Consider the following 23672-nt stretch of genomic DNA (forward strand, 5'->3'; position numbering starts at 1 on the left):
AGCACGTTGAGTTAAAAATATCGCGCCGGGATTACCCACCTAGATTTAACAAATTTCAATTTATAAAGGCTACCCCTAATAATACTAGAAAAATTTATGTGCTTGCTCAAAACTAATTTATTTATTTTTTATATCAGCGTATATCGACACTCTATTTCGACCTGTTTCTTTTGAATGGTAAAGTGCATTGTCGGCAGCTTCAATCCAATGCTCATGATCTTTAAATTCACTGTCTAAACAAGCTATACCTATACTAATTGTCATTTTCAATTTATGCTCTTTATAGTTAAATGGAGAAGTTTCTATAAGTTTACGTAAACGCTCAGCAAAGATAACCGCACCTTGTTTATCAGTATCTAATAAAGTGACTACAAACTCCTCACCTCCGTAACGTCCTGCAATATCAGTTTCACGTAATGCAGTTTTAAGCAAACTTGCTATATGACGAAGTGCTTCATCGCCACAGGCGTGTCCAAAATCATCGTTTACTTTTTTAAAGTGGTCAATATCAAATATTATTAACGAGCAACACCCCTTATTACGCTTAGTACGAAGAAATTCTTGGTGCAATAAGTGCTCCCAATGGCCACGATTTGTAAGCTGAGTAAGACTGTCGGTTTGACTGACTTGCTCTAATTTTTTGTTTAGTTTTTCGAGCTCTTTTTTGTTAACTGCAATATCAGTAACGTCGTAAAGAATGATGCAAATGTGCTCTACTTCTCCTTGGGTATTGGTTAATGGGATAAATGTCGCATTTTGATACATATAATCTGCTTTACCAGTAATAGGGCGGTAATTTTTAAAACGAAAAATATACGGCTGCTGTTCCCATATTGTAAACGAGCGGTTTTTTAATACAAAAACAGACTCCGCTTTACTCTTAAACCATTTTTCATCAATACTAGGAAACAAGTCAAATAAGTCTTTATCTTTTACGGCGCTTGGTAGTAGCCCAGAATGATTTTCCATAAATCCATTCCACACACAAACTTTGTAGTCCCTGTCAAGTACCACAAGGCCTACATCTACTGTGTTAAACATATCCATTAACCAATGGATTTCATTTAAATCTAGATCTGCTGGCATAAATATTTATTCTTCTAGTAGATAAGCAACTTTGTACTTTAAAGTTTTAAGTGAATCTTCAGTAAAGAGCAGCATTAAATCACAACTAATATCATGATTTTCAATACCGTAACTAATTTCAATAGCAAGCGTACGCTGCCAACGTTCTTTATTTGACTTTACCAGTTCAGAAACATCTCGGTGCTGACCCAATACAATTGGGTGGCCTTGCGAGAAAGTCATGTCGAGCTGCCTAGAAAACCCTGTTAAAATAGCACCTATTAGAATATTGCTAATATCCATTAGCAACTCTAGTTCGACTTTATCGTTAAGCTCACCATCATAATTCATCAATGACGCAATTTCTTTAAAACTAGAATCATTTAGTAGCAGTAGCGCCTCACCAGATACACCACCACCAATGAAGCCTTGGCAAATACCAGACGTCGAACTATTGTTATCAACTGAACGCAGTGCCATATCGAGCTCGCTGACTTCTAAAACATTCACATTAGGTATGGGTAATTTAACAAACACATTAAGCAACCTTGCGAGCAAATCTCCTGCTTGCCCCATTGCTACATTTGTTAATTCTTGATAAATATCTCTTACGTCAGGATCAACTTGTTCACCTAATGCATTTGCAAGTTGCTCTCGTAATGCCTTATCTCTTATACCATGGTGTTCAATAATGGCAGCAAGCTTTTCAGTTGAACACGGCTTTTTGATAAAATCAATCGCACCGAGCTCTAAAACACGTTTATGGGCTGTTGGTTGGATATCACCAGAGACAACCACAGTTAATACATTTATGCCTTCATCTTTCATCGCAGCCAATACACCATAGCCATCCATCTCTGGCATATTTAAATCCAAAAAAAGAATCTCAGGTTGAGCTTTAATTATTTGTTTAATACAGTCTATGCCATTATGCGCGAATTCGATTTTAATATCCCAATCATCAGGTAGCGAGCGAGCCAACTGGCGTCGTGCTAATTTAGAATCATCACATATTAGAACAGATGTAGACATACAATCTCACTATTTCAAAACGGGTGTAATTTTAATCGTGTAAAAATCACGAATACATTTTAGGCAATTTTAACTATTGTTAGCATATAGTAATCAATGTATTACATATTTACAATTTTAAGCAAAAAAAGCTTCGTATTATTCTACTTGGTAAGTCAGTCACAGTATAATACACTCATCACCATTACGTTAATCTAAAAGGAAAAATCCATGCGTCGTTCATTAGCCTTTGCATTGAGCCTGTTTTGTTGCACTAGTTTTGCATCAGAGTTACCTGAAAACACCTTAGATGCAGGAAAAGTAACAGCGCAAGGTAAACCTGTTACGTTACTAGGCCAAGGCCTTAAAGTCGGTGCTGATGCGCCAAATTTTAAAGTGGTCGACGACAGCTTTACTGCCATTACATTAGAAAATTACCAAGGGCAAGCTGTATTGATCAGCGTAGTACCAAGCTTAGATACTGGCATTTGTAGCCTACAAACAAAGCATTTTAATGAAAAAGTAGCGCAACAGTTTCCTGGCGTGGCCATGTTGACGATTAGTGCTGACCTACCTTTTGCACAAAAACGTTTTTGCAAAGCAGAAAATATCGATAAAGTTACGACACTTTCTGATTCTGTATGGCGTGATTTTGGCCAAAAGTATGGGTTAATAATTAAAGATATGGGGTTACTTACTCGCGCTGTTTTTATTCTCGATAAAAGCCATAAAGTTATATATAAGCAATTAGTTAGTAGCTTATCAACCGAGCCTGAATACGATAGCGTTATTGAAAAGCTTAAAACGCTTTAAAGGTCGAATTTCAGATAATAAAAAACCGCTATGAAGCGGTTTTTTTAATTATGCTTTTAATTTTAGATAAAAATCAACCTAAAAGCTCAGCGAGTTGCTTGCTTACTGCTTCAACCGCTTGAGTACCGTCTAATTTATGGTACTGGGTATTACCTGCTTGCGCTTCTGCTTGATAGTAGTCAACCAGTGGCATTGTTTGCTCATGGTAAATACCTAAGCGTTTACGAACTGTCTCTTCAGTATCATCCTCACGGATAATAAGCTCTTCGCCTGTTTCGTTGTCTTTACCTTCCTCTTTTGGTGGATTGTAAACAACATGATAAACACGACCAGAACCAGGATGAACACGACGGCCACCCATACGCTCAACAATCACTTCATCAGCAACATCAAACTCAATAACGTGATCAACGACAACACCATTGTCTTTCATTGCATCAGCTTGTGGAATGGTACGTGGGAAGCCATCAAGTAAAAAGCCTTTCTCACAATCAGGTTTTGCAATGCGCTCTTTAACAAGGCCAATGATGATGTCATCAGAAATTAACTGACCTGCGTCCATTACTTTTTTTGCTTCAAGGCCAAGTGGTGTGCCCTCTTTAATTGCAGCTCGTAGCATATCACCGGTAGAAATTTGTGGAATACCGTATCTATCCATTAAAAACTGAGCTTGAGTACCTTTACCTGCACCCGGCGCGCCCAAAAGAATAATGCGCATATCATTGTCCCCTAATATGAGAGTTTATTTTAAAGTCTGAATTCTTCCATAAGCGCTGCCGATACTCAAGTAACTTATACTAATTGCCTACGTAGCAGCGCATAAAAAAGGGAACAAAGGTTCCCTTTTTACTCAATCATTGATTTTTTGTGCTTATTTACTTAAATCAAGCATAAGTTTATTTAAGCGAGTGACAAATCCTGTTGGATCTTTTAAGGTACCGCGCTCAGCTAATAATGCTTGGTCTAGTAATACATGTGACCACTGCGCAAATTTATCTTCGTCTTGCTCATCATTTAAGTGCTTAACTAGCTGATGTTCAGGGTTTAGCTCAAACACAGGTTTAGCTTCTGGCACTGCTTGACCTACTGACTCCATCAGCTTTTGCATTTGCGAGCTCATGTCGTTGTCATCGCTCACCACACAGGCTGGCGAATCGGTTAGACGATGTGTAAAGCGTACTTCTTTAACATCATCACCTAGTGCGGTTTTTATACGCTCAATAAGGCCTGCCACTTCTTTTTCAGACTCTTCTTGCGCCTTTTTAGTTTCTTCGTCGTCTAAAGCGCCTAAATCTAAATCACCACGAGTAATTGATTGAAATTGCTTATCTGCAAATTCAGTTAAATGACTCATCATCCACTCATCAACACGGTCACTTAGTAGTAATACCTCAATGCCTTTTTTGCGGAAAATTTCTAAATGCGGTGAATTTTTAGCAGCAATAAATGAGTCAGCAACAACATAGTAAATTTTATCTTGGCTGTCTTTCATTCGCTCAATGTATTGTTCAAGCGATACATCTTGTGTTTGTGAATCTGTGTGTGTTGATGAAAAGCGCAATAATTTAGCAATGCTCTCTTTGTTAGCCGCATCTTCCGCTGGGCCTTCTTTCATCACTTGGCCAAATTCATTCCAAAACGTTTGGTAATCATCAGCTTTATTTTTAGCCATACGCTCAAGCATTTTAATAATACGTGACGTACACCCCTTGCGGATAGCTTGAGTTACTTTATTATCTTGAAGTATTTCACGTGATACGTTTAGTGGTAAATCATTTGAATCTAATAAACCTTTAACGAAGCGTAGGTAGCTTGGCATAAACTGCTCAGCATCATCCATAATAAATACACGCTGCACGTAGAGTTTTAAGCCACTTTGGCGCTCACGGTTCCATAAATCAAACGGCGCCTTTTTAGGAATGTATAACAAGCTAGTGTATTCCGTTTTACCTTCCACTTTGTTATGTCCCCAACTAAGTGGATCTTCCCAGTCATGGCTTACATGCTTGTAAAATTCTTTATATTCATCTTCAGAGATTTCAGATTTATCACGTGTCCATAAAGCTGTAGCACGGTTAATGCTTTCCCACTCACCTGGAACTGCTGGGATTTTTTCACCGTCTTCACCTTCAGATTCAGGGACTTCTGGTTTGTACATTTGTACTGGTGTAGAAATATGATCCGAGTATTTAGTCACTATGCTACGAAGGCGCCATTCATCTGCGTACTCTTTTTCTTCTTCACGTAAGTGTAAAATAATGTCTGTGCCACGGCCTTCTTTTTCAATTTCTTGCAGCGTATATTCGCCTTCACCTTTTGATTGCCATTCTACAGCTGTTGTTTCCCCAGCTTTACGGGTACGCACTGTCACTTCATCAGCAACGATAAATGCTGAGTAAAAGCCCACACCAAATTGACCAATAAGTTGTGAATCTTTGCTTTGGTCGCCAGTTAAGTTTTTGAAAAACTCTGCGGTACCCGATTTTGCAATTGTACCTAAAGAGCTGATCACTTCATCACGTGTCATACCAATACCATTATCAGAAATGGTGACTGTGTTGGCTTCTTTATCAGCACTAATACGCACACGTAAATCAGCATCACCTTGATATAAATCGCCGTTTGATAACGCTAAAAAGCGTAATTTATCGGCTGCATCAGATGCGTTTGATACCAGCTCACGTAAGAATATTTCTTTATTAGAATAAAGCGAGTGAATCATTAAGTTTAGTAGTTGTTTTACTTCTGTTTGAAAGCCTAATGTTTCTTTTTGTGCTGCAGTCATTTATGTATCTCCAATTTGCAAAGTGTCTGCGTTATGCACTTAATATGGGGGGAGGTGTGAGAACTTCAAGAGGAAAATATAAAAAAGCGATGCACAGAGGAAATTAACTTAAATTGGCTAGCATGAGATAGTAAAAGTTTGTCGCTAACAAGACCGTTCTTTTGAGTACTATATTAATATTTAATGCGCGCGATCAATTTTACAAAACGCATAAATGTTAGTATGTTGAATGCATGTTTTAAAACATTTAAGTGCTCTGTAGGGTCTGTTGACCTTTGATAATGCGTATAGACTTTAAACGGGGAATTAATGAATTATTTTGCTGCTCGTCTGCATCTCCTTTATGCCTTTTTTTTACGTAACGCAACCGCAGGTGCAGTGTGGTGGATTTTAACTGAAGGTGACCTATCAAGTTGGCCTGTTGGTTTAACGAGTGTGTTATTTTGCAGTGTTTTAAGCCTTTATATATACCCACCAAAAAGCCACAACATCAATGTGGTCGCAATGATTAAGTTTATGGGTTATTTTTTATTTGCTTCTGTTGTAGCGGGTATCGACATAGCAAAAAAAACCGTTAGTAAGCAACTAACAATACGCTCTGTAATGATCGAGTTTAATACACCTTTTCAAGGGCTGCCATTATGGGTATTTATGATCTCAATGAGTTTGCTGCCTGGCACTCTCAGTATTAGCACCACTAAACATGGATTAAAAATACATTGCCTAGATACAGAGGAAAAGATCATCCCAGAATTAATCCGCTTAGAAACTTATATTGCATGTATGTTTTCTTTACAACCATCTAACAGGGTAAGTAAATGATCGTTATTTATATCATCACACTAGTCATTTTATTTTTATCTTTATTATTTGGGCTTATTAGAATTTTGCGTGGCCCAACAATGGCTGATCGCATAATGGCAACACAATTAATAGGCACAACTGCTGTTGCCACTTTACTTATTTTTGCAGAGCTGCAAACCCTTCCCTCAGCACGCGATGTTGCACTTGTGCTTGCACTGTTAGCTATGATGTTAACAGTTGCTTTTATTGCAAAGGTATGGGGTAAAAGCATTAAGGAAAAAAAATGACAGCAGTTATGGTTGCACAAAGTATTTTACTTATCACTGGTGCATTATTTTTTTGTATTGGCTCGCTTGGTTTACTTAGATTTCCAGATACATATAGTCGTATTCATGCCCTGACTAAAGCTGACAATTTAGGTTTAGGTCTCATTGTATTAGCACTTATTCTTAATGTTGATTCGTTCGCATTGGCTTTAAAGCTATTGTTGATATGGGCGCTGGTTATGTTAGCTAGTGCCTTAAGTGGTCATTTAGTCGCCTGGCAAGCTAATAATTTATCGCTTGCTGTGCGTCAACCTAATGAGTCTGAACAACAAGTGAGTTCGGCGCATGAATGAGCTAATTGATCTCGCATTAATAGCTATTTTATTGTTTATGGCTTTGTTTAGTGTACTGTCAGCAGTGCTTTTTAAAGCAATTATTTTTTTCATTCTTTTAGGCCTGATGTTAGCAATTATATGGATACGCCTTGATGCGCCTGATATCGCCCTAGCAGAAGCGGCAATTGGTGCAGGTATTACCGGTATTTTATTTTTAAATGCACAAGCACAATTGCCCCCCCAACACACTCAAGCTTATACGGTATCAATGTGTAAACAATCACGTTTTTGGTTTGCGCTTATTGCCAGCCTAAGCACTATGATAGTGTTAACCCTTGCAGTAAACCAACCGCTAAATCCAACAATATCAATTAATCAGCCTATCATCGAGCAGCTAAATGCATCTGGTGTTGAACATCCAATCACAGCAATACTGCTTAACTATCGCAGCTTTGATACCTTACTGGAAATTGCAGTATTAGTGCAAGTGGCTGTTATTGCTTTGAGTTTACGTCAGCACGAACATATCAAAATACACAGCCCTACCCTGCCAAACCCTTTATTGCATGCATGTTTAACACTTTTTCTTCCTATGCTGTTTTTAGTTAGTATGTATTTATTATGGGCAGGTGCTTCACAACCTGGCGGCGCTTTTCAAGCAGGATCAGTATTAGCAGCCGCTTTTATACTTTTTTATCTTGCGGGTTTTAATACACCTATAAATAACCATGAGCTATATCTAAAGTTTGGCTGGGTTTTTGGCTTAAGTGTATTTTTAATGGTAGGCATATTAACACTTTTTACAGGAGATGCTTTGCTTGCATACCCGCTTGAATTTGCAGGTGTGTCGATTTTTTTCATTGAGTTTGCTGTCACTTTGTCGATTGGCTGGATACTTTTTAGCTTATTTGTATTATCTCAAAATATATCTCTTTCGAATGTGAAGGAAAATAATGAATAGTTATTTAATTTTTTCCTATGCCGGTGTAGCACTGTGCGGTATTGGCGTATTTGGTTTTATTTTTCATAGCCACTTAATAAAGCGTCTTATTGCGTTTAACATATTAAGTAATGGGGTGTTTTTAATTTTAGTTGGATTAGCACAAAATGCGCAAAAGCAACCCGACCACCTGCCGCAAGCACTTGTGCTTACAGGCATTGTTGTTGCTGTTGCAGCAACGGCATTAGCATTGGTTTTAATTAAGCAATGGTATGCAATAAGTCAACAAACCACCTTACCTGAAGATCAGGAGCACCAATAATGATGGGAGTGGCGATCAGCATGCCTGTCATTCTACCGCTTTTGGGCGCCATTATTTCTTTACTGTTGCCTGCTCGCTATAATAACCGTATAGCATTTATTTTTATGCTTGGCTTAGTAGTAAACGCCGCATGGTTGTTAATGCATTTTTCTGCACAAGGTCCCTATCAGCAAGTAATGGGAGGGTGGACACTGCCCTTAGGAATTGCATTACGCATAGACGCACTTGCTATTATTTTTAGTATGATGAGCTGCGTTGTAGCGAGTGTTTGCGGTTTTTATGCGCGCTTTTACTTACGTGCTAAACAACTCAAACAATTTTGGCCTTTTTTTTGGTTTTTATTAACGGCACTCAATACGATTTGGCTCAGTGCTGATCTTTTTAATCTTTATGTTGGACTTGAGCTTTTAACATTTAGCGCAGTGGGACTTGTGGCGCTTGGTCAAAATAAACACGCTTTAGCTGCAGCTTTGCGTTATTTGTTTGCTGCATTACTAGGTTCTATGGGCTACTTACTCGGCATTGCTTTGCTTTATGCTCAGTTCGGTACGCTGTCTTTATCGCAGCTTAGCGACGCTTTTTCGCTTACCACCACATCCGCTGTTGCGCTTGGGTTTATGTTTATTGGTTTAATGATGAAAACCGCCGTATTCCCCTTACACACTTGGTTACCCCCCGCACATGGCGGCTCATTAACCCCCGTGAGTGCTTTACTTTCGGCATTAGTCATCAAAGCCTCATTTTATATTTTATTGCGATTATGGATGGCACTCCCCTTTGGTGAAAATGCATTCGTTATCGGCTCTTTAATGGGAACTTTAGGCGGTACCGCAATTATTTGGGGCAGTTGGATGGCATTAAATCAAACGCAATTAAAGCAGATTGTTGCATATTCAACGCTTGCCCAGATAGGCTATTTTATGCTGATCTTCCCTTTGTTTTCATATTCAGACCCCACGGCCAATCAATATGCCTTACACGGGGGCGTGCTAATGCTATTGTCCCATGCATTAGCCAAAGCAGGGATGTTCTTAGCCGCAGGTAATTTGCTAATTTGCACTAATAAAACCGATTTAACATCATTAGCGGGGTTAAGTCGCTACAGACCACTGAACATATTTGCTTTTGGTTTAGCCGGCGTCAGTATTATGGGGTTACCACCAAGTGGCGGCTTTAATGGTAAATGGCTACTCGTACAAAGCGCTTTAATGCAATCTAAATGGGTATGGCTAATTATAATATTGCTAGGGAGCCTGCTTAGTGCAGCGTATATTTTTAAAGTTTTTTCATATACCTACTTAGAAACTAAGGCAGGCGATAAATTTGAGCAACCGTCTGCTATGCTCGAATGGTCAGCATTAAGCTTATCTGTGTTAAGTATTTTACTCGGTTTCTTCTCTGTATGGGTACTTGATCTCCTCACCTTAGCTGAAATGAGGATGCCATGAGCTTTTTAACTATGTTACCCGTTTGGGTGCTAATGACCTCTTTTTTAGCCGCCATGATAATTTTCATGTTACCTGAACACCGCCATGGCTTACGAACAACGATTAATATCGTGGCAGCTTTAATAAAAATTGCCTTCATTATTTTGCTATTACGCCTAGTTGCACAGCAATACACGCCTGAAGTGTCCTTTGAGCTGCTCCCTGGTTTATATTTTGTGCTCAAAGCGGACGCGCTAGCTATGTTGTTTGCAGGGTTGTCATCTATTCTTTGGCTATGTACTACAATTTATGCCATTGGCTATCTAGAAAATTCTCCTAATCGTAGCCGTTTTTTTGGGTATTTTAGCTTGTGTGTTGCAAGTACCATGGGTATTTCACTGGCAGGCAATTTATTTACTTTTCTGATATTTTACGAATTACTAACGCTTTCCACCTACCCGCTTGTTGTTCACAGAGGCACACAGCAAGCACTCAACGCAGGCCGTATTTATTTAACATATACGCTGATTGGCGGGCTTGTATTACTGCTAGGTGTAGCATGTGTGTACGCCTTTGTAGGCGATATAGCGTTTGGTGATACAACAAAAATGGCTGAATTTGTTGCCCGTGAACCAGTGAGTGCCGCTGTCATATTTTTACTTTTGATCAGTGGCATGGCAGTAAAAGCAGCATTATTTCCTGTACATGGCTGGCTCCCTAAAGCAATGGTCGCGCCTGCGCCAGTGAGCGCACTATTGCATGCGGTTGCGGTCGTTAAAGCCGGTGCATTTGGCGTTATTCGTGTGGTATATGATGTTTTTGGTGTGGCTTTATCATGGCAACAAGGCTACTTATTTGTATTGAGTATATTTGCCAGCTTTACAATTTTATACGGCTCATGGCGCGCAATACAACAAATAGATATAAAAAAGCGTTTAGCGTTTTCAACCGTCAGTCAAGTGTCTTACATTTTATTAGGAGTTACTTTGCTCGGGCCTATTGGCACCATTGGCGGGTTAGTTCATTTGTTACACCAAGGATTAATGAAAGTCACATTGTTTTTTTGTGCTGGAAATTATGCTGAAACACTGGGCATTCATAAAATAACTGAACTAAACGGTACGGGTAAACGCATGCCCTATACAAGCATTGCATTCACCGTTGGTGCATTAGGAATGATAGGGCTGCCTCCTATTGCAGGCTTTATAAGCAAATGGTATTTAGGTACCGGTGCACTGGCTGCCAATATGCAATGGGTTATTTGGGTGTTACTGGCAAGTAGTTTATTAAATGCTACCTATTTTTTACCTCTTTTACATCGTATTTGGTTTTTACCACAAAAAGGCCCATGGCCTGACGAAGTGAGTAATCAAAAAAAATACCGCGACGCCATACCACTATTACTTATTCCAACCTTAATTACGGCTGGTTTAAGTATTACAGCGGGGTTATTTGCAGGCTCAGATTTTAGCCCGCTAAGCTGGGTGCAATTAATTGTTACACGGGAGTATCAACCATGACATTCTTGCAGTTTTGGCTGCTTTTAACCCCTTGCGCTCCTTTTCTGGCAATAACCGCTTTTTTTCATCCTAACTGGCGTAAATATTTGCCGTATTTAAGTGTGCTTGCCCCTTTACCTGCGTTAATACTGAGCTTTATGCCAAGTCAATCACTCTCAGTACCCTGGTTATTTTTAGGCAGCGTTTGGATGGCTGATGAAATGCAACATATTTTCCTTCGTGTTAGCGCACTACTTTGGTTTTTTTCAGCTTGTTATGGAGTAGGGTATATAAATAATAGTACGAAAGCACCGCGCTTTTGGCTGCTATGGCTAATGACATTAAGTGGTAATCTTGGCCTAATCATTAGCCAAGACATTGTTAGCTTCTATGGCTTTTTTGCATTAATGACCTTTTCGGCTTATGGACTCGTGATCCACAACCAAAACAAAGCAGCATTATTTGCAGGTAAAGTGTATTTGGTGATGGCTGTGATAGGTGAAATGTTTATTCTTGCAGGGTTATTTTTAACCAGTGAGGCAGCCTCACACTCCAGTGTGTTATTTACAGATCTACGCGCATCACTCATTCATGCAAACAATCTACCACTTATCATTAGCTGTCTATTAATTGGCTTTGGCGTTAAAGCGGGTTTACCTTTTTTACATATGTGGTTACCACTCGCTCATCCTGTTGCGCCCACACCAGCAAGCGCAGTGCTTAGTGGAGCAATGATAAAAGCAGGCCTGTTTGCTTGGTTAACACTCATTCCACTTGGCATTATAACGCTGCCAAATATAGGCTTTACAATGCTACTATTAGGGCTATTTGCAGCCTTTGGTGCTGCCATTATTGGTTTTTGCCAATCTGCTCCAAAAGCTATTTTAGCGTATTCAAGTATTAGCCAAATGGGATTAATAAGCTGCGCTATTGGTACCGCGCTTATTTTTCCACAAAGTTGGCAAACGTTATTTCCTGTGGTTTTATTGTTTACCTTTCATCACGGCATAACCAAAGGCGCGCTTTTTTTATCGGTAGGAATAAAAGAGCACTACAAAAGCATACCTATAATTATAATATGCACTGCAATGCTCATACCTGCTTTATCACTCATCGGAGTATTTAACAGTGGTATCCATGCAAAATTAGCACTCAAACACGCGTTATCAGCGCCATACTTACCAACTTGGTTGTTACCAAGTATAACGGCCACCGCAGCCACCACAACGTTACTGATGCTGCGCTTTTTATATTGTTTATGGCTTGAAAAAGCAGTGACACCAAAGAAATTACCCCCGAGTATGTTGATCGGATGGCTTAGCCTGGTTAGTTTATGTGCGCTTGGACCATCGCTGTTGTTAAGCGAATTAACACTACCGACTATTTTGCAGCAATGGCAGCAGGCTTTAAATTTAGTATGGCTACCTCTATTTACATTACTTGTTTGGTATTTTTTACGTCCTTATTGTACCTACTCATTTAAAGCTGGTGACATACTTTTTCCCTTATTAAAAATAAAGGTATTTCTAGATTACATACAATTACATCGGCCTGTTTTCAAGACACCATTAAAGTTGTCATTGGTGCAGCATTTACCAGCAATACTCAACAGACTTAATTGTATTGAACATACTTTTTCTCGTTATATTGCCGCGTCATTCATTTTAATAATCGCATTATTTGTGGTCGCTGTATTATTTTAAATTCAGTGTTAACTCACTTAATTATACCGAGCTGCTTGGATATGGGATCTATTTTGACGATAAGAAAATTGCTCTATAACTAGGCAAAATTTTTGATATTTAGTTGTTCTAAATGAAAAAGTTTAACAACGTTATAGGGTGATTTAATTCGTTAAATTGCTCAAATATTTATGCAGGTTGGAATTAACACCAATTTGCTTGGGTATGGGGTCACTTTTAACGATAAGCATGCACGTACAAAGCCAATAAAAAAGCCTACATCATTTATGTAGGCTTTAATTTAAAGTTCAAATAGTTAGACGTAATATAAACTACTCATGGCTGACTAATCGCCTACCGCTAAACGCGTGCATAAGGGTCATTCCATCCACTAAATCAAGCTCACCACCCACAGGAATACCATGCGCAATACGAGATGCACCCACCTTATTTTTATGGCAAAGCTGGGCAATATAATGCGCCGTTGTTTCGCCTTCAACCGAAGGATTTGTGGCTAAAATGACTTCATTAATACCACCTTGCGCGAGTTTTTGCTCAAGTACATCAAGGCCAATTTCTTTTGGTCCTATGCCATCAATGGGTGATAAGTGCCCCATTAATACAAAGTAAAGCCCTTGGTATTGGCCTGTTTGCTCAATTGCCAATACATCAGTGGGCGATTCAACAACGCATAAAATACCACTGTCTTGGCGTTTTGTACTCAAGCAAATATCACACTGCGCTTGCTCGGTAAATGTACGGCACGATTGGCAATGACCAACTGCTGCCATTGCTTTAATGAGTGCATTACCAAGTTGAGCACCACCTTTACGATCGCGCTCTAACAAATGAAACGCAATACGCTGAGCAGACTTCGGACCAATGCCCGGCTGACAACGAAGTGCTTCTATCAGCGATGTTAAACTATCTGAAAGTTGCATAGTTGCTTAGAACGGCATTTTCATACCAGGTGGTAATTGCATACCGCCTGTCACTTTACTCATACGTTCTTGCGTTTCATCGGCAACACGGCGAACAGCATCGTTACAAGCTGCTGCAAGTAAATCTTCAATCATGTCTTTATCGTCTTCCATTAAGCTTTCATCAAGCTCAACTCGGCGCACGTTATGATTACCAAGCATGGTTACTTTAACTAAACCGGCACCCGCTTCACCTACAACCTCCATCGTTGCGATTTCTTCTTGGGCTTTTTGCATGCGCTCTTGCATTTGTTGCGCTTGCTTCATCATGTTACCCATTCCACCTTTAAACATAATCGTCTCTCTTTCTTTTAATACATTAACTGAAGTATAAATAGGGGCACTGATAGTTAATTACAATGCCTGGATACTGTTTTCGTCAATTTCAGCGCTAAATAGCCGTTGAAATTGTACTACATTTTCATCACGTGTGATCACATCAATCGCTTGCTGGTGACGACCGGCATCAATTTTTTGTTGAATCAAATAAGGCGAGTCAATTACCCCACTGGCAAAGTCGATATTTAGCTCAACGTTATGGCCATAAATAGTCGATAACGCTACATTTAACTTTTGGCGCAGCATAGGCGTATCTAAGTGCTTTTGCGATTCATCCACTTCAATATGAAAATGATTATCTTGCTTGGTAAAAATTGAATGTAAGGCAAACTGGCGCATACGCCCGCCAAGCCCCATCCGTTTTATTAAGTAAGCCCACTCATCTTGTTGATGGGCAAATCTAATTTCACTGATTGGACTTTGAAAATCATCAGGCACAGGAATACTGGGCGCTTGTTCAACAACAGGAGCTGGTTTTTGCGGATTAATTTGCTCTAATAGCTCAGGCGCTAAATGTTCAGTAATTGTTTGGTGCTTAGCTTTAAAGTCAATGTTACTCGCTGGTTTTGTTGCAACTTGAGCTTGGCTCCCTTGCGTTGGGAGCAGGGGCTTTTTTAGTAACTCATCATCCCCTTCACTCTCCCAAGGAGGCCGCTCCTTTGCTGCAGTATGACTTGTATTGCTAATCGATTTACCAATTGGCTTAGCAGGATTAGATTTTGGTGCTCTAGGTTTTTCTGTTGCTGCGCCTGATAGTTTACCCGCACCGGAAATATTTCTATCACGTAAAATACGCGCTATCGCAGACTGTGCCCGCGCTTCTTGCTCACCCATTGTTGGCGCTGAACTCTCAGTGCTACTAGGTACGTTTGATAGTTCAGGATTAAACCCTTGGTCAAGCGCGCTACTCATTACATCATCGTATTGCGCTGCAATGGTTTGTTCTACATCGCTGTACTGCATGTAGGCATCATCTTCACTTAGACGCTGCGCTTGCTCAGTACTCACTGACGGTGTACCAGTCACATGAGGCTGACTTGGTATTGAATTTTGTTCAGTGTGAGTGGCACTATTATCTGGTTGTGAAACCTCTGGTTCAGCGGCCTCTATTGACTGTGCATTCTCTATTAATGGCTGACTTTCAGCGTTATTACTCTGCGCTGGTTTATTTTTATTTAAAATCTCACGTAATGCATTGGTACGCTTTGCGGTATTTTGCTCTGGAGCAGGTTGCGAGCTAGGTGCTGAATGCGTCGTTTGTGACTGCTCAGGTTGAAATGCTAACAATCGTAGCATAATCATCTCAAACCCTAAGCGTGGCTCAGGCGCCCACTGTAAGTCTTTTTTGCCGTTAAGTAATAACTGATAATACACCTGAATTTGCTGAGCATGAGTGTGCGCAGCAACATGCTTAATGTAGTCAGCATTATTGCTATCAAGCGCTGCCGCTTCAGGCACCAACTGGCTTAATTGAATAATATGCGTAAGTGCGATTAGGTCGTCAAGCAGTGCAATATAATTAGGATTCCTGCTCGCTACTTGGGCAACTTCGGCCATTAAGGCGCCACCATCTTGTGCAAGCAACGCGGCGAGTAAACTCTGGCTATAATGGGTATCCATTAAACCAAGCATGGCTTGAACAGCTTGATTATTAATATCGCCATTTGTTTGGGCTATAGCCTGATCGGTCAGGCTTAAAGCATCTCGCATACTGCCATCAGCGGCTTTGGCAATTATACTTAAGGCATCATTGTCATAACTGAGCTGCTCTTGCGTAAGTACATGCTCAAGCTGATGTTTAATTTCAGCTTGCGATAGCGCATTTAAATTAAACTGTAAGCAGCGCGATAAAATAGTTACCGGTAATTTTTGCGGATCCGTGGTCGCTAATAAAAACTTTACATGCTCAGGTGGCTCCTCGAGCGTTTTTAATAAGGCATTAAAGCTATGTTTTGACAACATGTGTACTTCATCGATTAAGTACACTTTATAACGTCCGCGCGTTGGCGCATATTGAACGTTGTCAAGAATTTCGCGCGTATCTTCAACTTTTGTTCGTGAAGCCGCATCTATTTCGAGTAAATCAATGTAGCGCCCTGCTTCTATATCAACACAGCTACTACATTGACCACATGGTGTGGCTGATATACCTTCATCACAATTTAAGCTTTTTGCAAAAATGCGCGCAATGGTTGTTTTACCAACACCACGGGTTCCAGTGAATAAATAAGCGTGATGCAGTCTATTTTGAGTCAGCGCGTTTACCAGCGCTTGTTTTACATGAGACTGCCCAACCAATTCATGAAAGGTTTGAGGACGCCATTTTCTCGCTAGAACCTGATAACTCATCAATTATTCGCCTTCAAATTCAACCAATTTTAGGATTTTAATACCCATTTTTTCAACACGCTGCTCACCACCTAGTTCAGGTAACGATACGACGAATGCTGCATCTGTAGCGTGGCCACCTAACTTGGCAACCAGCTTTGCTGTTGCTTCGATTGTACCACCGGTGGCCAACAAATCGTCAACAAGCAACACTTTATCTCCCGCTACAATAGCATCTGAGTGTAGCTCTAGAGTGTCTTCACCATATTCGAGTTGGTAATCTTGGCGAATAACTTCGCGCGGCAATTTACCTGGTTTACGAACTGGAATAAAAGGAACACCTAAGGCATAAGATAGTGGCGCACCAAAAATAAAACCACGCGATTCTGTGCCAATAATTTTAGTAAAACCTTGATCTTTATAAGCGTTAATAAATGCGTCTATGGTTGCTTGAAACGCTGCAGGGTTAGCCATTAGGGTTGTTACATCGCGAAACATAATGCCCGCTTTAGGGTAATCAGCAATTGTAGTAATGCTGTTTTTGATAATTGCTGGTGTTACTTGAGTCATAATTTTAACTGCTCAATGATTTATATTACAAAGCAGCAGATTATAACCTTAAGTAGGTCTAAATTGCGAGTTCGGGATGATTAAAAACGTGGAACAAAAAAATCGTGTATAAGATGTAGGACTGAAGAAAAAACAACAGTCCTAAAAAACTAAATTAAGCTAATTTAGCAATCCAACCTAGTATTGCATTCAAACAGCCTATTCCAGCAAATAAAGCTAAAAATGCAAAAAAATAAGCCGCATTAAACGGATCTTTGAACTCTTTATCGTTTGACATGGGTACAACCTTTTATTAAGCACAACAAATAAAGGCGCTATAATAGACGATGTGAAATAATCAATAAAGGGCTTAATCTTGATTTTTTGTCACGATAATTTGGCGCTCTGCCATGGCTGTGAGAGTACTTAATGCCCCTTGAGTTATTTGTTCAAAACTAAATTGTGGCGCCTGTTCGCTAACCTGCTGACAAATATACTCGAATGTACTCCCTGCATTATTGTCAATAATAGACAACAGCAACGCAGTCATCGCGTTGGTTGTTAAAAATTGCACCTCATCGTCTTGATCCCTGTACACAACAAAATAATGGGGTTCCTCTGAGGGCTGTTGCGGTTGAAACGTTTCGCTAATATGTTGCACGGGGTAATCATAGCTTAAGTTACGTGCCGTTTTTGATAAATAGATAGAGGATTGAGTAAGCTTATTAGCAGTCAGCGGGATCTGTTGAGGATCGGCCTGAATAACGGAAATATCAAGTTCAATCCATTCATAATGGGCCAAGGCTAACATAAATAGAGGATCAAAATCTTTGGGCACATAGCTTGTGGCTAAATAGGTAACAAACTCTTCGGCAATGTCTAAAAAATAAGGGGATTGACAATCATGTTCGCTGAAAAATTCACGAACCAATTGCTGCCACTGTTGATCATTATATAGCGTTTTTAAAACTGGAAATGCCGATGAGACAAACCCGTTTATATTATTAAAAAAGAGCTCCCGATAAATAGCCATGCGTCTATCTTCAACATCTGCTGGACAAGGGGCCCTGTTGGGCTGGCGAATATGAGCAATAAACTCATTTTGAATATCGGAAAATCTCATAGTTTATACTCTTTTAAAACCATACTGTTGTTATTACTAGCTGCATAGGACTGTTTAAGCACTTTGCTCAGTGGATAACCGCTGCAGGTGCTTTGCTTGTAATTGATGAATTATATCCAGCTCTTTAGTTAATACATTAATAGGAGGAATATTGAAATCTCGCTCTAACAGCGTCGGAAATACACCATGCCTTTGATAAGCGCTATCGAGCAACTGCCATACAGGATCAATAACATCGGCACCGTGAGTATCTATAATCAAGTCATCGGCTTCGTTGTAATGCCCTGCAACATGGGCATAAGCAATTCGGTTAGTTGGCAATGCAGCTAAAAAGGCATGTGCATCGTAGCCATGATTAACTGAATTAACATAAATATTATTTACATCTAGTAGTAACTGGCAATCAGCATCTTTTAAAACAGCATTCGTGAACTCAAGCTCAGATAATTGCTGACCAGGTGCACCATAATAAGACACATTTTCCAGCACCAGTGGTCGCTCTAAAATATCTTGAACTTGTTTAACCCGAGAAACAACATGCTTAACCGCATCTTCAGTGAAAGGAATAGGCATTAAATCATACATGTGCCCTTTACCTGAGCAGTAGCTTAAATGTTCGCTATAGACTTTAATATCGTGGTTATCAAAGAAAGATTTTAACGACTTTATAAATTCAATATCGAGCGGCTCAGGCGAGCCAATAGAAAGGGATAAACCATGGCAAACAAAATGATTATTATTAGTTAATTGCTTAAACTGCTTTTCAAAACGCCCACCTAACTTTAGCCAGTTTTCTGGTGCAACTTCCATAAACTCAATTTGTTTTGGGGTGTTAGCTACAAGCTCATGGAGCATTTCTCTTCGTAAGCCTAAACCAACCATGCCAAACTTAGGCGTTTGAATATAAGCCATAATAAAACCTCTCGATAAATAAAAAGGACCAGATTGGCCCTACAGCTTAACTTATTTAAAAGAAAAGTTTAGTGGTGACCACCACATTTGCCTTCGCCGCATTTCCCTTCTTTTTCGGTCTTTTCATTGCCTTTAGTCATTGCGCCGCCACATTTACCTTCCTTTTTGGCCTTTTCATTGCCTTTAGCCATTGGGCCGCCACATTTACCTTCACCGCACTTACCTTCTTTTTTGGCCTTTTCATTACCTTTAGCCATTGCGCCGCCACATTTACCTTCACCGCACTTACCTTCTTTATTGGCCTTTTCATTACCTTTAGACATTGCGCCGCCACATTTACCTTCACCGCACTTACCTTCTTTTTTAGCTTTAGCGTCACCGCCACATTTGCCTTCGCCGCACTTGCCTTCACCAGCATCTAACTGATAACCAGCTACCATTTGTTGAAACTCAAATGGATTAGCTTGTACACCAGTACTCGCCATACTTGCACTGCCAACAACGACTGCGCCTAATGTTAATGCAATTGAGTTTTTCTTTATTGTTTTCATTTTTAATTACCTTTTAAACTTGTTGAACATCATTATACAAGTAGACCTGCATAAAGCTAAAAACTTTCAAATTATCTGTTTTTCAAAAATAAGTCACTAATCTTACTATGAGCCCTAATAAGCGTTTTATCAATTTATGATTTAAAGGTAAACTGACGCTCCTTTTAAGTAATCAATTAACCACACTATGAAACTTGTTTTAGCACCTATGGAAGGTGTCGTTGATTTTAAAATGCGCCAACTACTTACCAACATAGGTGGCTTTGATCTGTGTGTGACTGAATTTATCCGTGTTGTCGATTCTTGCCTTCCAGATAAAGTATTCCACCGTTATTGCCCCGAGCTCAAAAACGCTGGGCTAACCCAATGCGGTACGCCAGTGCGAATTCAATTACTTGGCCAAGTAGCCGGCGTGCTTGCTGAGAATGCAGTAAAAGCTGTAGGGTTAGGTTCTCATGGTGTTGACTTAAACTTTGGCTGCCCAGCAAAAACAGTGAATAAAAGCAAAGGCGGCGCCGTTTTGCTCAAAGATCCAGAACATATGTACTCAATAATTAAAACGGTAAGAGACGCCGTAGACAGTAAACACGAGGTAAGTGCTAAAATTCGCCTAGGTTTTGATGATGATAGCAATAGCCAAGAGATTGTCGATGCTGTTGTCAGTGCCGGTGCAAGCAGTATCGCCATTCATGCGCGAACTAAACGCGATGGCTATAACCCGCCTGCCTACTGGGAAAAAATCCCTCCTTTAGTTAAAGATAAACAAATTGCGGTTGTTGCCAATGGCGAAATTTGGCAAGTAGAAGACGCCCTTTTATGCCAAAAACGCAGCGGTTGCACCAACTTAATGATTGGCCGTGGCGCCCTTTCACATCCTGATTTAGCTCGAAAAATTAAAGCACACGTCAACAATGAAACGTATAGTGAGTTAACGTGGGAAAATATTTTGCACCATATCATTTACTCATCTATGCACCAAACCGCCAGTAAAGATACTAAATACTTTGCTTCACGCACAAAACAGTGGCTGGGTTATTTAAAACGCCAGTACCCACAAGCAGGATTATTATTCGACGAAATACGCCGTTTAAAAGCAAAAGATGAAGTGGCAGAGGTATTAAAAAAATATGCCAAAGCGCCACAATTTGATACAAATCATAACATCTAAAATAATCTAACTAGATAATAGCAGTCTCACTGAGGATTAATTTAAGGGTTTTACTGCTAATGCATCATCAGCAACGACTAAACGATGAGATAGAAAGTGTTAAAGCGACCATACTAGGCCTGCTGTCACAATCTACTCACCCTACACATCAAAACTTGCTTTGTGTTCTGACCCAAACCGCTAATGAAGACTGGCTTGATATAGCAGCGCAGCAATTAGGCACCGAGTACAATCCGTTAATTGAACGAATGAACAAGCTTGAAGCAGCAATAAGCCAAATTGATATTGGCCAGTATGGTTATTGCTGTGACTGTGAAGAAAAAATATCAGCGCAGCGATTAGAAAAAGACCCCGCCGCGCAGCGGTGTGAACAGTGCGCTAAATAATAGCGCACTAAAGTTTAATTTAATAATTGTGGTGCAAAACTAAACGACTGCCCCGGATAAAAAATAATATCTTCAACTAATAAAGTCGCTTCCTCTGCGCTTATATTTAATCGTTTAAGTAAATTTAAACGTGCTTGTGATAATGTCCAAGCGTGATAATGCACCCCTAGATCAGTTTCCATCATAGCCATATAAAGTAGCGCATCTGCAGGGGCTAATTGTATAGCGTTTGCACGCTGAGGTAATAACGTATAACCCGTTGACCAATCTAAACCTGCTATTTGCGAATCAATTGAAAGTAATTTGGTAAGCTGTGAGACAGTAGAAGCATATACACTTATTTGCTGTTTTTGGCTCTGCATTGTTTTAAATTTACTATCAATACGGCTCAACCATTCAAGCGGTGAGAGCACATTATTAGCAAAATAATTTAATTTACTTTGGTACCATTGACTGCCATTGGCAAGGCCTGATAAACCAATGCTGCCTCTTGGTTTGTAGTCTGTTAGGTACTTATTTAAATCATTTAGAGAATCGTTAAGTTCAACAGGCGTATTTGTACTCTTCATTGCATGTTGTACATAGCCTTTTAAGTAATTAAGTTCTACCTTGTTAAGCTTTAAATTACTCTGCTCAGCATCCTTTAGTTGAGCCTTTACAAACCTTAACCACTGTTCAACTTTTTTATACTGCGCATCATTTTTAACTATCGATAGCATGTTCGATAACACATCAATGTGTGCAGGCCAAGCAAAATAACGCTCTGGAAACCGCTCAGCAATTACCAAATAATTTACCTGATTGGTTTGCTCTGCTGATAATTGCATCTGCATTAGCTGCTGATAAATAACGTGGCGACGCGCTAAATAGGCATCGGTAAAAGGCAGTTGCTCATTACTAAGCACGGTAACGGCTGAGTTCTCTGGTGCACTTAGAGCCGAATTAAGTGAGATTAACGCGGTTTGCGCTTCTTCATAAGATGAAAATAAATCAGTAGGCTTAGAGCAAGACACTAAAAGCAAACAAAATAGCAATGAAAAAATAGGCGTTTTGTTCATATTAATTCCAATAAAAAAGCCCCCAAGGGGGCTTTTTAAAATACTAGAGTACATTAGATATTAAATTTTAACACCGTTGCGAGCGGCTTTATCTTTAATATATGTAGCCCAACCTTTAGCAAACCGACGTGTGCTTGGGTCGTCCATAGCTTTAGTAATAGCAGCATATGCTTGCTTATACTTGCCTTGGTAGTAAAACGCTTCAGCTAAATCTGAATAAATGGTGCCTTTTTTGTCAGAGCCAAGCTCTAATGCTTTGTTCAAACGAACAACAGCAGCGCTGAATTTTTCAGATTGTAAAAGTAATGAACCTGCTTTGCGGTAAAGCTCAGCGTCGTCATCAAATTTGGCAGCTTCTTCGTAGTACTTAGCCGCTTTCTCTATATCTTTAGAACGATGATAGTTACTCGCAATTGCACTAATATTTTGCTTGTCGCGTTTAACTTTCTGTTCTTTAATTGCCTTTTCAAGCGTTACGGCTGCTTTGTAAGGAATTTCGTTTAAAGAATAAAAGTTAGCCAAGACTTTATAGTCAACTTCGTTTTCAAAATAACCATTTTTGTACGCAACTTCCATTGTTGCTAAGCCCTTTTTGTAGTCTTCGGTTTGTAAGTAATACTTACCTAAGCCTACCCAAGATTTACTGTCTTCAGGCCATACACGAACGATTTCCTCTGCAACTTTTACCATATTTTGATATTGCTTTTGCTCAAAATAGGCAGCCAACTTTAATTGGAAAGGCGCTTTTACCGGTGCTTTTTCAAGCTTAATCGCTTTATTCGCAGGTACGATAACGTCCTTAAATTGTTTAAGTTCGAAATTTGCTTGCGCAATACGCGTATAAACTTTCGGATCCTCCTCACCAGTGAAGTCCATCCAATCGGTATATGCTTGCTTTGCAGCACTGTATTGTTCAGTACCTGCATACAAGTCACCCAGCGTTTTTAGTCCTTGGGCATGATCGGCAAAGTTTAATACATCAGGTGCAACCGCTGCTTTCATATACTTAATGGCGTCATTATATTGCTCTTTTTGAGCATACATGCTGCCTAAGTAACGATTTACAGTTGCTTTATCAAAATCATTAGACGGATCTAACTCTCGTAATATTGCAATTGCACCGTCAACATCGTCTTCGTTATACAAGTCAAACGCTTTTATAACTCTTTTACCAATTCGCTCGCCCATGATTTTAGTTTTTGCATTTTTACGCTCTTCAATCTTTGCGTAATCAGGCTCTGCTAAAACGGGTGCAGTAAACACTGCACCTGACATAGACATAAGAATTGCAAGCGCAGTTACTTTAGAAAAACTTCTCATTACTCGCCT

At 39.7% G+C, this 23672-nt stretch carries 25 protein-coding genes; 11 read left to right on the top strand and 14 right to left on the bottom strand.

The features are described from left to right. Positions 1 to 117 precede the first annotated feature (117 nt). Positions 118 to 1086 (bottom strand): diguanylate cyclase, encoded by a 969-nt coding sequence (locus tag KG708_RS05610; protein WP_213608498.1) that lies wholly within the window; start codon positions 1084 to 1086, stop codon positions 118 to 120. Between the two features lie 6 nt (positions 1087 to 1092). Next, positions 1093 to 2097, bottom strand: coding sequence for a response regulator (locus KG708_RS05615; RefSeq protein WP_213608499.1), 1005 nt, complete (start codon positions 2095 to 2097; stop codon positions 1093 to 1095). A gap of 210 nt (positions 2098 to 2307) precedes the next feature. On the opposite strand from KG708_RS05615, the gene tpx reads away from it, so the two are divergent. Then, complete coding sequence (gene tpx / locus KG708_RS05620; protein ID WP_013465186.1) at positions 2308 to 2889, top strand: thiol peroxidase; 582 nt, start codon at positions 2308 to 2310, stop codon at positions 2887 to 2889. Positions 2890 to 2962: 73 nt separating this feature from the next. Here tpx and adk read toward each other — a convergent pair whose 3' ends face one another. Beyond that, positions 2963 to 3607, bottom strand: coding sequence for an adenylate kinase (gene adk / locus KG708_RS05625; RefSeq protein WP_036982340.1), 645 nt, complete (start codon positions 3605 to 3607; stop codon positions 2963 to 2965). Positions 3608 to 3760: 153 nt separating this feature from the next. After that, positions 3761 to 5674 (bottom strand): molecular chaperone HtpG, encoded by a 1914-nt coding sequence (gene htpG / locus KG708_RS05630; RefSeq protein WP_213608500.1) that lies wholly within the window; start codon positions 5672 to 5674, stop codon positions 3761 to 3763. A 309-nt stretch (positions 5675 to 5983) separates the two neighbouring features. Between htpG and KG708_RS05635 the strand changes: the two genes are divergently transcribed. Genes KG708_RS05635 through KG708_RS05670 form a run of 8 tightly spaced genes read left to right on the top strand, consistent with a single transcriptional unit; the run spans position 5984 to position 12970 of the window. After that, the gene (locus KG708_RS05635; protein ID WP_213608501.1) at positions 5984 to 6496 is read left to right on the top strand and encodes a Na+/H+ antiporter subunit E; all 513 of its coding nucleotides are present in this window, start codon (positions 5984 to 5986) and stop codon (positions 6494 to 6496) included. Continuing rightward, a complete protein-coding gene (locus KG708_RS05640; RefSeq protein WP_213608502.1) occupies positions 6493 to 6765 on the top strand; it encodes a monovalent cation/H+ antiporter complex subunit F in 273 nt (90 codons plus the stop codon). Before KG708_RS05635 ends, KG708_RS05640 begins: the two co-directional genes overlap by 4 nt. After that, positions 6762 to 7097 (top strand): monovalent cation/H(+) antiporter subunit G, encoded by a 336-nt coding sequence (gene mnhG / locus KG708_RS05645; RefSeq protein WP_213608503.1) that lies wholly within the window; start codon positions 6762 to 6764, stop codon positions 7095 to 7097. Before KG708_RS05640 ends, mnhG begins: the two co-directional genes overlap by 4 nt. Next, positions 7090 to 8040: a hydrogenase subunit MbhD domain-containing protein gene (locus KG708_RS05650; RefSeq protein ID WP_213608504.1), complete on the top strand. Its 951-nt coding sequence runs from the start codon at positions 7090 to 7092 to the stop codon at positions 8038 to 8040. The genes mnhG and KG708_RS05650 overlap by 8 nt, the downstream gene beginning before the upstream one ends. Beyond that, a complete protein-coding gene (locus KG708_RS05655) occupies positions 8033 to 8341 on the top strand; it encodes an NADH-quinone oxidoreductase subunit K (RefSeq protein WP_213608505.1) in 309 nt (102 codons plus the stop codon). The genes KG708_RS05650 and KG708_RS05655 overlap by 8 nt, the downstream gene beginning before the upstream one ends. 20 nt (positions 8342 to 8361) lie before the next feature. After that, a complete protein-coding gene (locus KG708_RS05660; RefSeq protein WP_213608506.1) occupies positions 8362 to 9789 on the top strand; it encodes a proton-conducting transporter membrane subunit in 1428 nt (475 codons plus the stop codon). Beyond that, positions 9786 to 11288 carry a proton-conducting transporter membrane subunit gene (locus tag KG708_RS05665; RefSeq protein ID WP_213608507.1) on the top strand — a complete coding sequence of 501 codons (1503 nt, stop codon included), beginning with the start codon at positions 9786 to 9788 and terminating at the stop codon, positions 11286 to 11288. The genes KG708_RS05660 and KG708_RS05665 overlap by 4 nt, the downstream gene beginning before the upstream one ends. Next, positions 11285 to 12970: a complex I subunit 5 family protein gene (locus KG708_RS05670; protein WP_213608508.1), complete on the top strand. Its 1686-nt coding sequence runs from the start codon at positions 11285 to 11287 to the stop codon at positions 12968 to 12970. Before KG708_RS05665 ends, KG708_RS05670 begins: the two co-directional genes overlap by 4 nt. Positions 12971 to 13281: 311 nt before the next feature. Here the strand turns inward: KG708_RS05670 and recR are convergent, their stop codons facing one another. The 8 genes from recR to KG708_RS05705 all read right to left on the bottom strand — a co-directional run bounded on the left by recR (position 13282) and on the right by KG708_RS05705 (position 19731). Beyond that, entirely contained in the window at positions 13282 to 13890 is a 609-nt protein-coding gene (gene recR, locus KG708_RS05675) for a recombination mediator RecR (RefSeq protein ID WP_213608509.1), read from the bottom strand. Between the two features lie 6 nt (positions 13891 to 13896). Then, positions 13897 to 14223 carry a YbaB/EbfC family nucleoid-associated protein gene (locus KG708_RS05680; protein ID WP_213608510.1) on the bottom strand — a complete coding sequence of 109 codons (327 nt, stop codon included), beginning with the start codon at positions 14221 to 14223 and terminating at the stop codon, positions 13897 to 13899. 60 nt (positions 14224 to 14283) lie between these two features. Next, complete coding sequence (gene dnaX, locus KG708_RS05685; protein WP_213608511.1) at positions 14284 to 16617, bottom strand: DNA polymerase III subunit gamma/tau; 2334 nt, start codon at positions 16615 to 16617, stop codon at positions 14284 to 14286. A 3-nt stretch (positions 16618 to 16620) separates the two neighbouring features. After that, complete coding sequence (apt, locus tag KG708_RS05690; protein ID WP_213608512.1) at positions 16621 to 17166, bottom strand: adenine phosphoribosyltransferase; 546 nt, start codon at positions 17164 to 17166, stop codon at positions 16621 to 16623. A 154-nt stretch (positions 17167 to 17320) separates the two neighbouring features. Then, the gene (locus tag KG708_RS17525; protein WP_301003320.1) at positions 17321 to 17443 is read right to left on the bottom strand and encodes a hypothetical protein; all 123 of its coding nucleotides are present in this window, start codon (positions 17441 to 17443) and stop codon (positions 17321 to 17323) included. A 72-nt stretch (positions 17444 to 17515) separates the two neighbouring features. Further along, positions 17516 to 18268, bottom strand: coding sequence for a putative DNA-binding domain-containing protein (locus KG708_RS05695; protein WP_213608513.1), 753 nt, complete (start codon positions 18266 to 18268; stop codon positions 17516 to 17518). Positions 18269 to 18322: 54 nt separating this feature from the next. Beyond that, positions 18323 to 19180 (bottom strand): DUF692 domain-containing protein, encoded by an 858-nt coding sequence (locus KG708_RS05700; protein WP_213608514.1) that lies wholly within the window; start codon positions 19178 to 19180, stop codon positions 18323 to 18325. Positions 19181 to 19248: 68 nt separating this feature from the next. Next, complete coding sequence (locus KG708_RS05705; RefSeq protein WP_213608515.1) at positions 19249 to 19731, bottom strand: hypothetical protein; 483 nt, start codon at positions 19729 to 19731, stop codon at positions 19249 to 19251. Positions 19732 to 19918: 187 nt separating this feature from the next. Between KG708_RS05705 and KG708_RS05710 the strand changes: the two genes are divergently transcribed. Further along, positions 19919 to 20899, top strand: a complete 981-nt coding sequence (locus tag KG708_RS05710; protein WP_213608516.1) for a tRNA-dihydrouridine synthase — start codon at positions 19919 to 19921, stop codon at positions 20897 to 20899. 59 nt (positions 20900 to 20958) lie between these two features. Then, positions 20959 to 21285 carry a TraR/DksA C4-type zinc finger protein gene (locus KG708_RS05715; RefSeq protein WP_213608517.1) on the top strand — a complete coding sequence of 109 codons (327 nt, stop codon included), beginning with the start codon at positions 20959 to 20961 and terminating at the stop codon, positions 21283 to 21285. A gap of 14 nt (positions 21286 to 21299) precedes the next feature. Here the strand turns inward: KG708_RS05715 and KG708_RS05720 are convergent, their stop codons facing one another. Then, entirely contained in the window at positions 21300 to 22343 is a 1044-nt protein-coding gene (locus tag KG708_RS05720; RefSeq protein WP_213608518.1) for a hypothetical protein, read from the bottom strand. Between the two features lie 60 nt (positions 22344 to 22403). After that, a complete protein-coding gene (locus KG708_RS05725) occupies positions 22404 to 23663 on the bottom strand; it encodes a tetratricopeptide repeat protein (protein WP_213608519.1) in 1260 nt (419 codons plus the stop codon). Positions 23664 to 23672 lie beyond the last annotated feature (9 nt).

It is taken from the genome of Pseudoalteromonas sp. (assembly GCF_018402495.1).
GTDB lineage: Bacteria > Pseudomonadota > Gammaproteobacteria > Enterobacterales > Alteromonadaceae > Pseudoalteromonas.

Excerpts from the sequence above, each read along its gene's own strand:
- KG708_RS05670 (WP_213608508.1), top strand. The coding sequence starts at position 11,285 with ATGACATTCTTGCAGTTTTGGCTGCTTTTAACCCCTTGCGCTCCTTTT.
- KG708_RS05640 (WP_213608502.1), top strand. The coding sequence starts at position 6,493 with ATGATCGTTATTTATATCATCACACTAGTCATTTTATTTTTATCTTTA.
- KG708_RS05660 (WP_213608506.1), top strand. The coding sequence starts at position 8,362 with ATGCCTGTCATTCTACCGCTTTTGGGCGCCATTATTTCTTTACTGTTG.
- KG708_RS17525 (WP_301003320.1), bottom strand. The coding sequence starts at position 17,443 with ATGTCAAACGATAAAGAGTTCAAAGATCCGTTTAATGCGGCTTATTTT.
- KG708_RS05615 (WP_213608499.1), bottom strand. The coding sequence starts at position 2,097 with ATGTCTACATCTGTTCTAATATGTGATGATTCTAAATTAGCACGACGC.
- dnaX (WP_213608511.1), bottom strand. The coding sequence starts at position 16,617 with ATGAGTTATCAGGTTCTAGCGAGAAAATGGCGTCCTCAAACCTTTCAT.
- KG708_RS05610 (WP_213608498.1), bottom strand. The coding sequence starts at position 1,086 with ATGCCAGCAGATCTAGATTTAAATGAAATCCATTGGTTAATGGATATG.
- KG708_RS05655 (WP_213608505.1), top strand. The coding sequence starts at position 8,033 with ATGAATAGTTATTTAATTTTTTCCTATGCCGGTGTAGCACTGTGCGGT.
- apt (WP_213608512.1), bottom strand. The coding sequence starts at position 17,166 with ATGACTCAAGTAACACCAGCAATTATCAAAAACAGCATTACTACAATT.
- KG708_RS05720 (WP_213608518.1), bottom strand. The coding sequence starts at position 22,343 with ATGAACAAAACGCCTATTTTTTCATTGCTATTTTGTTTGCTTTTAGTG.
- KG708_RS05680 (WP_213608510.1), bottom strand. The coding sequence starts at position 14,223 with ATGTTTAAAGGTGGAATGGGTAACATGATGAAGCAAGCGCAACAAATG.
- KG708_RS05715 (WP_213608517.1), top strand. The coding sequence starts at position 20,959 with ATGCATCATCAGCAACGACTAAACGATGAGATAGAAAGTGTTAAAGCG.
- KG708_RS05705 (WP_213608515.1), bottom strand. The coding sequence starts at position 19,731 with ATGAAAACAATAAAGAAAAACTCAATTGCATTAACATTAGGCGCAGTC.
- KG708_RS05650 (WP_213608504.1), top strand. The coding sequence starts at position 7,090 with ATGAATGAGCTAATTGATCTCGCATTAATAGCTATTTTATTGTTTATG.
- KG708_RS05710 (WP_213608516.1), top strand. The coding sequence starts at position 19,919 with ATGAAACTTGTTTTAGCACCTATGGAAGGTGTCGTTGATTTTAAAATG.
- KG708_RS05665 (WP_213608507.1), top strand. The coding sequence starts at position 9,786 with ATGAGCTTTTTAACTATGTTACCCGTTTGGGTGCTAATGACCTCTTTT.
- tpx (WP_013465186.1), top strand. The coding sequence starts at position 2,308 with ATGCGTCGTTCATTAGCCTTTGCATTGAGCCTGTTTTGTTGCACTAGT.
- KG708_RS05725 (WP_213608519.1), bottom strand. The coding sequence starts at position 23,663 with ATGAGAAGTTTTTCTAAAGTAACTGCGCTTGCAATTCTTATGTCTATG.
- KG708_RS05635 (WP_213608501.1), top strand. The coding sequence starts at position 5,984 with ATGAATTATTTTGCTGCTCGTCTGCATCTCCTTTATGCCTTTTTTTTA.
- htpG (WP_213608500.1), bottom strand. The coding sequence starts at position 5,674 with ATGACTGCAGCACAAAAAGAAACATTAGGCTTTCAAACAGAAGTAAAA.
- recR (WP_213608509.1), bottom strand. The coding sequence starts at position 13,890 with ATGCAACTTTCAGATAGTTTAACATCGCTGATAGAAGCACTTCGTTGT.
- KG708_RS05700 (WP_213608514.1), bottom strand. The coding sequence starts at position 19,180 with ATGGCTTATATTCAAACGCCTAAGTTTGGCATGGTTGGTTTAGGCTTA.
- KG708_RS05695 (WP_213608513.1), bottom strand. The coding sequence starts at position 18,268 with ATGAGATTTTCCGATATTCAAAATGAGTTTATTGCTCATATTCGCCAG.
- mnhG (WP_213608503.1), top strand. The coding sequence starts at position 6,762 with ATGACAGCAGTTATGGTTGCACAAAGTATTTTACTTATCACTGGTGCA.
- adk (WP_036982340.1), bottom strand. The coding sequence starts at position 3,607 with ATGCGCATTATTCTTTTGGGCGCGCCGGGTGCAGGTAAAGGTACTCAA.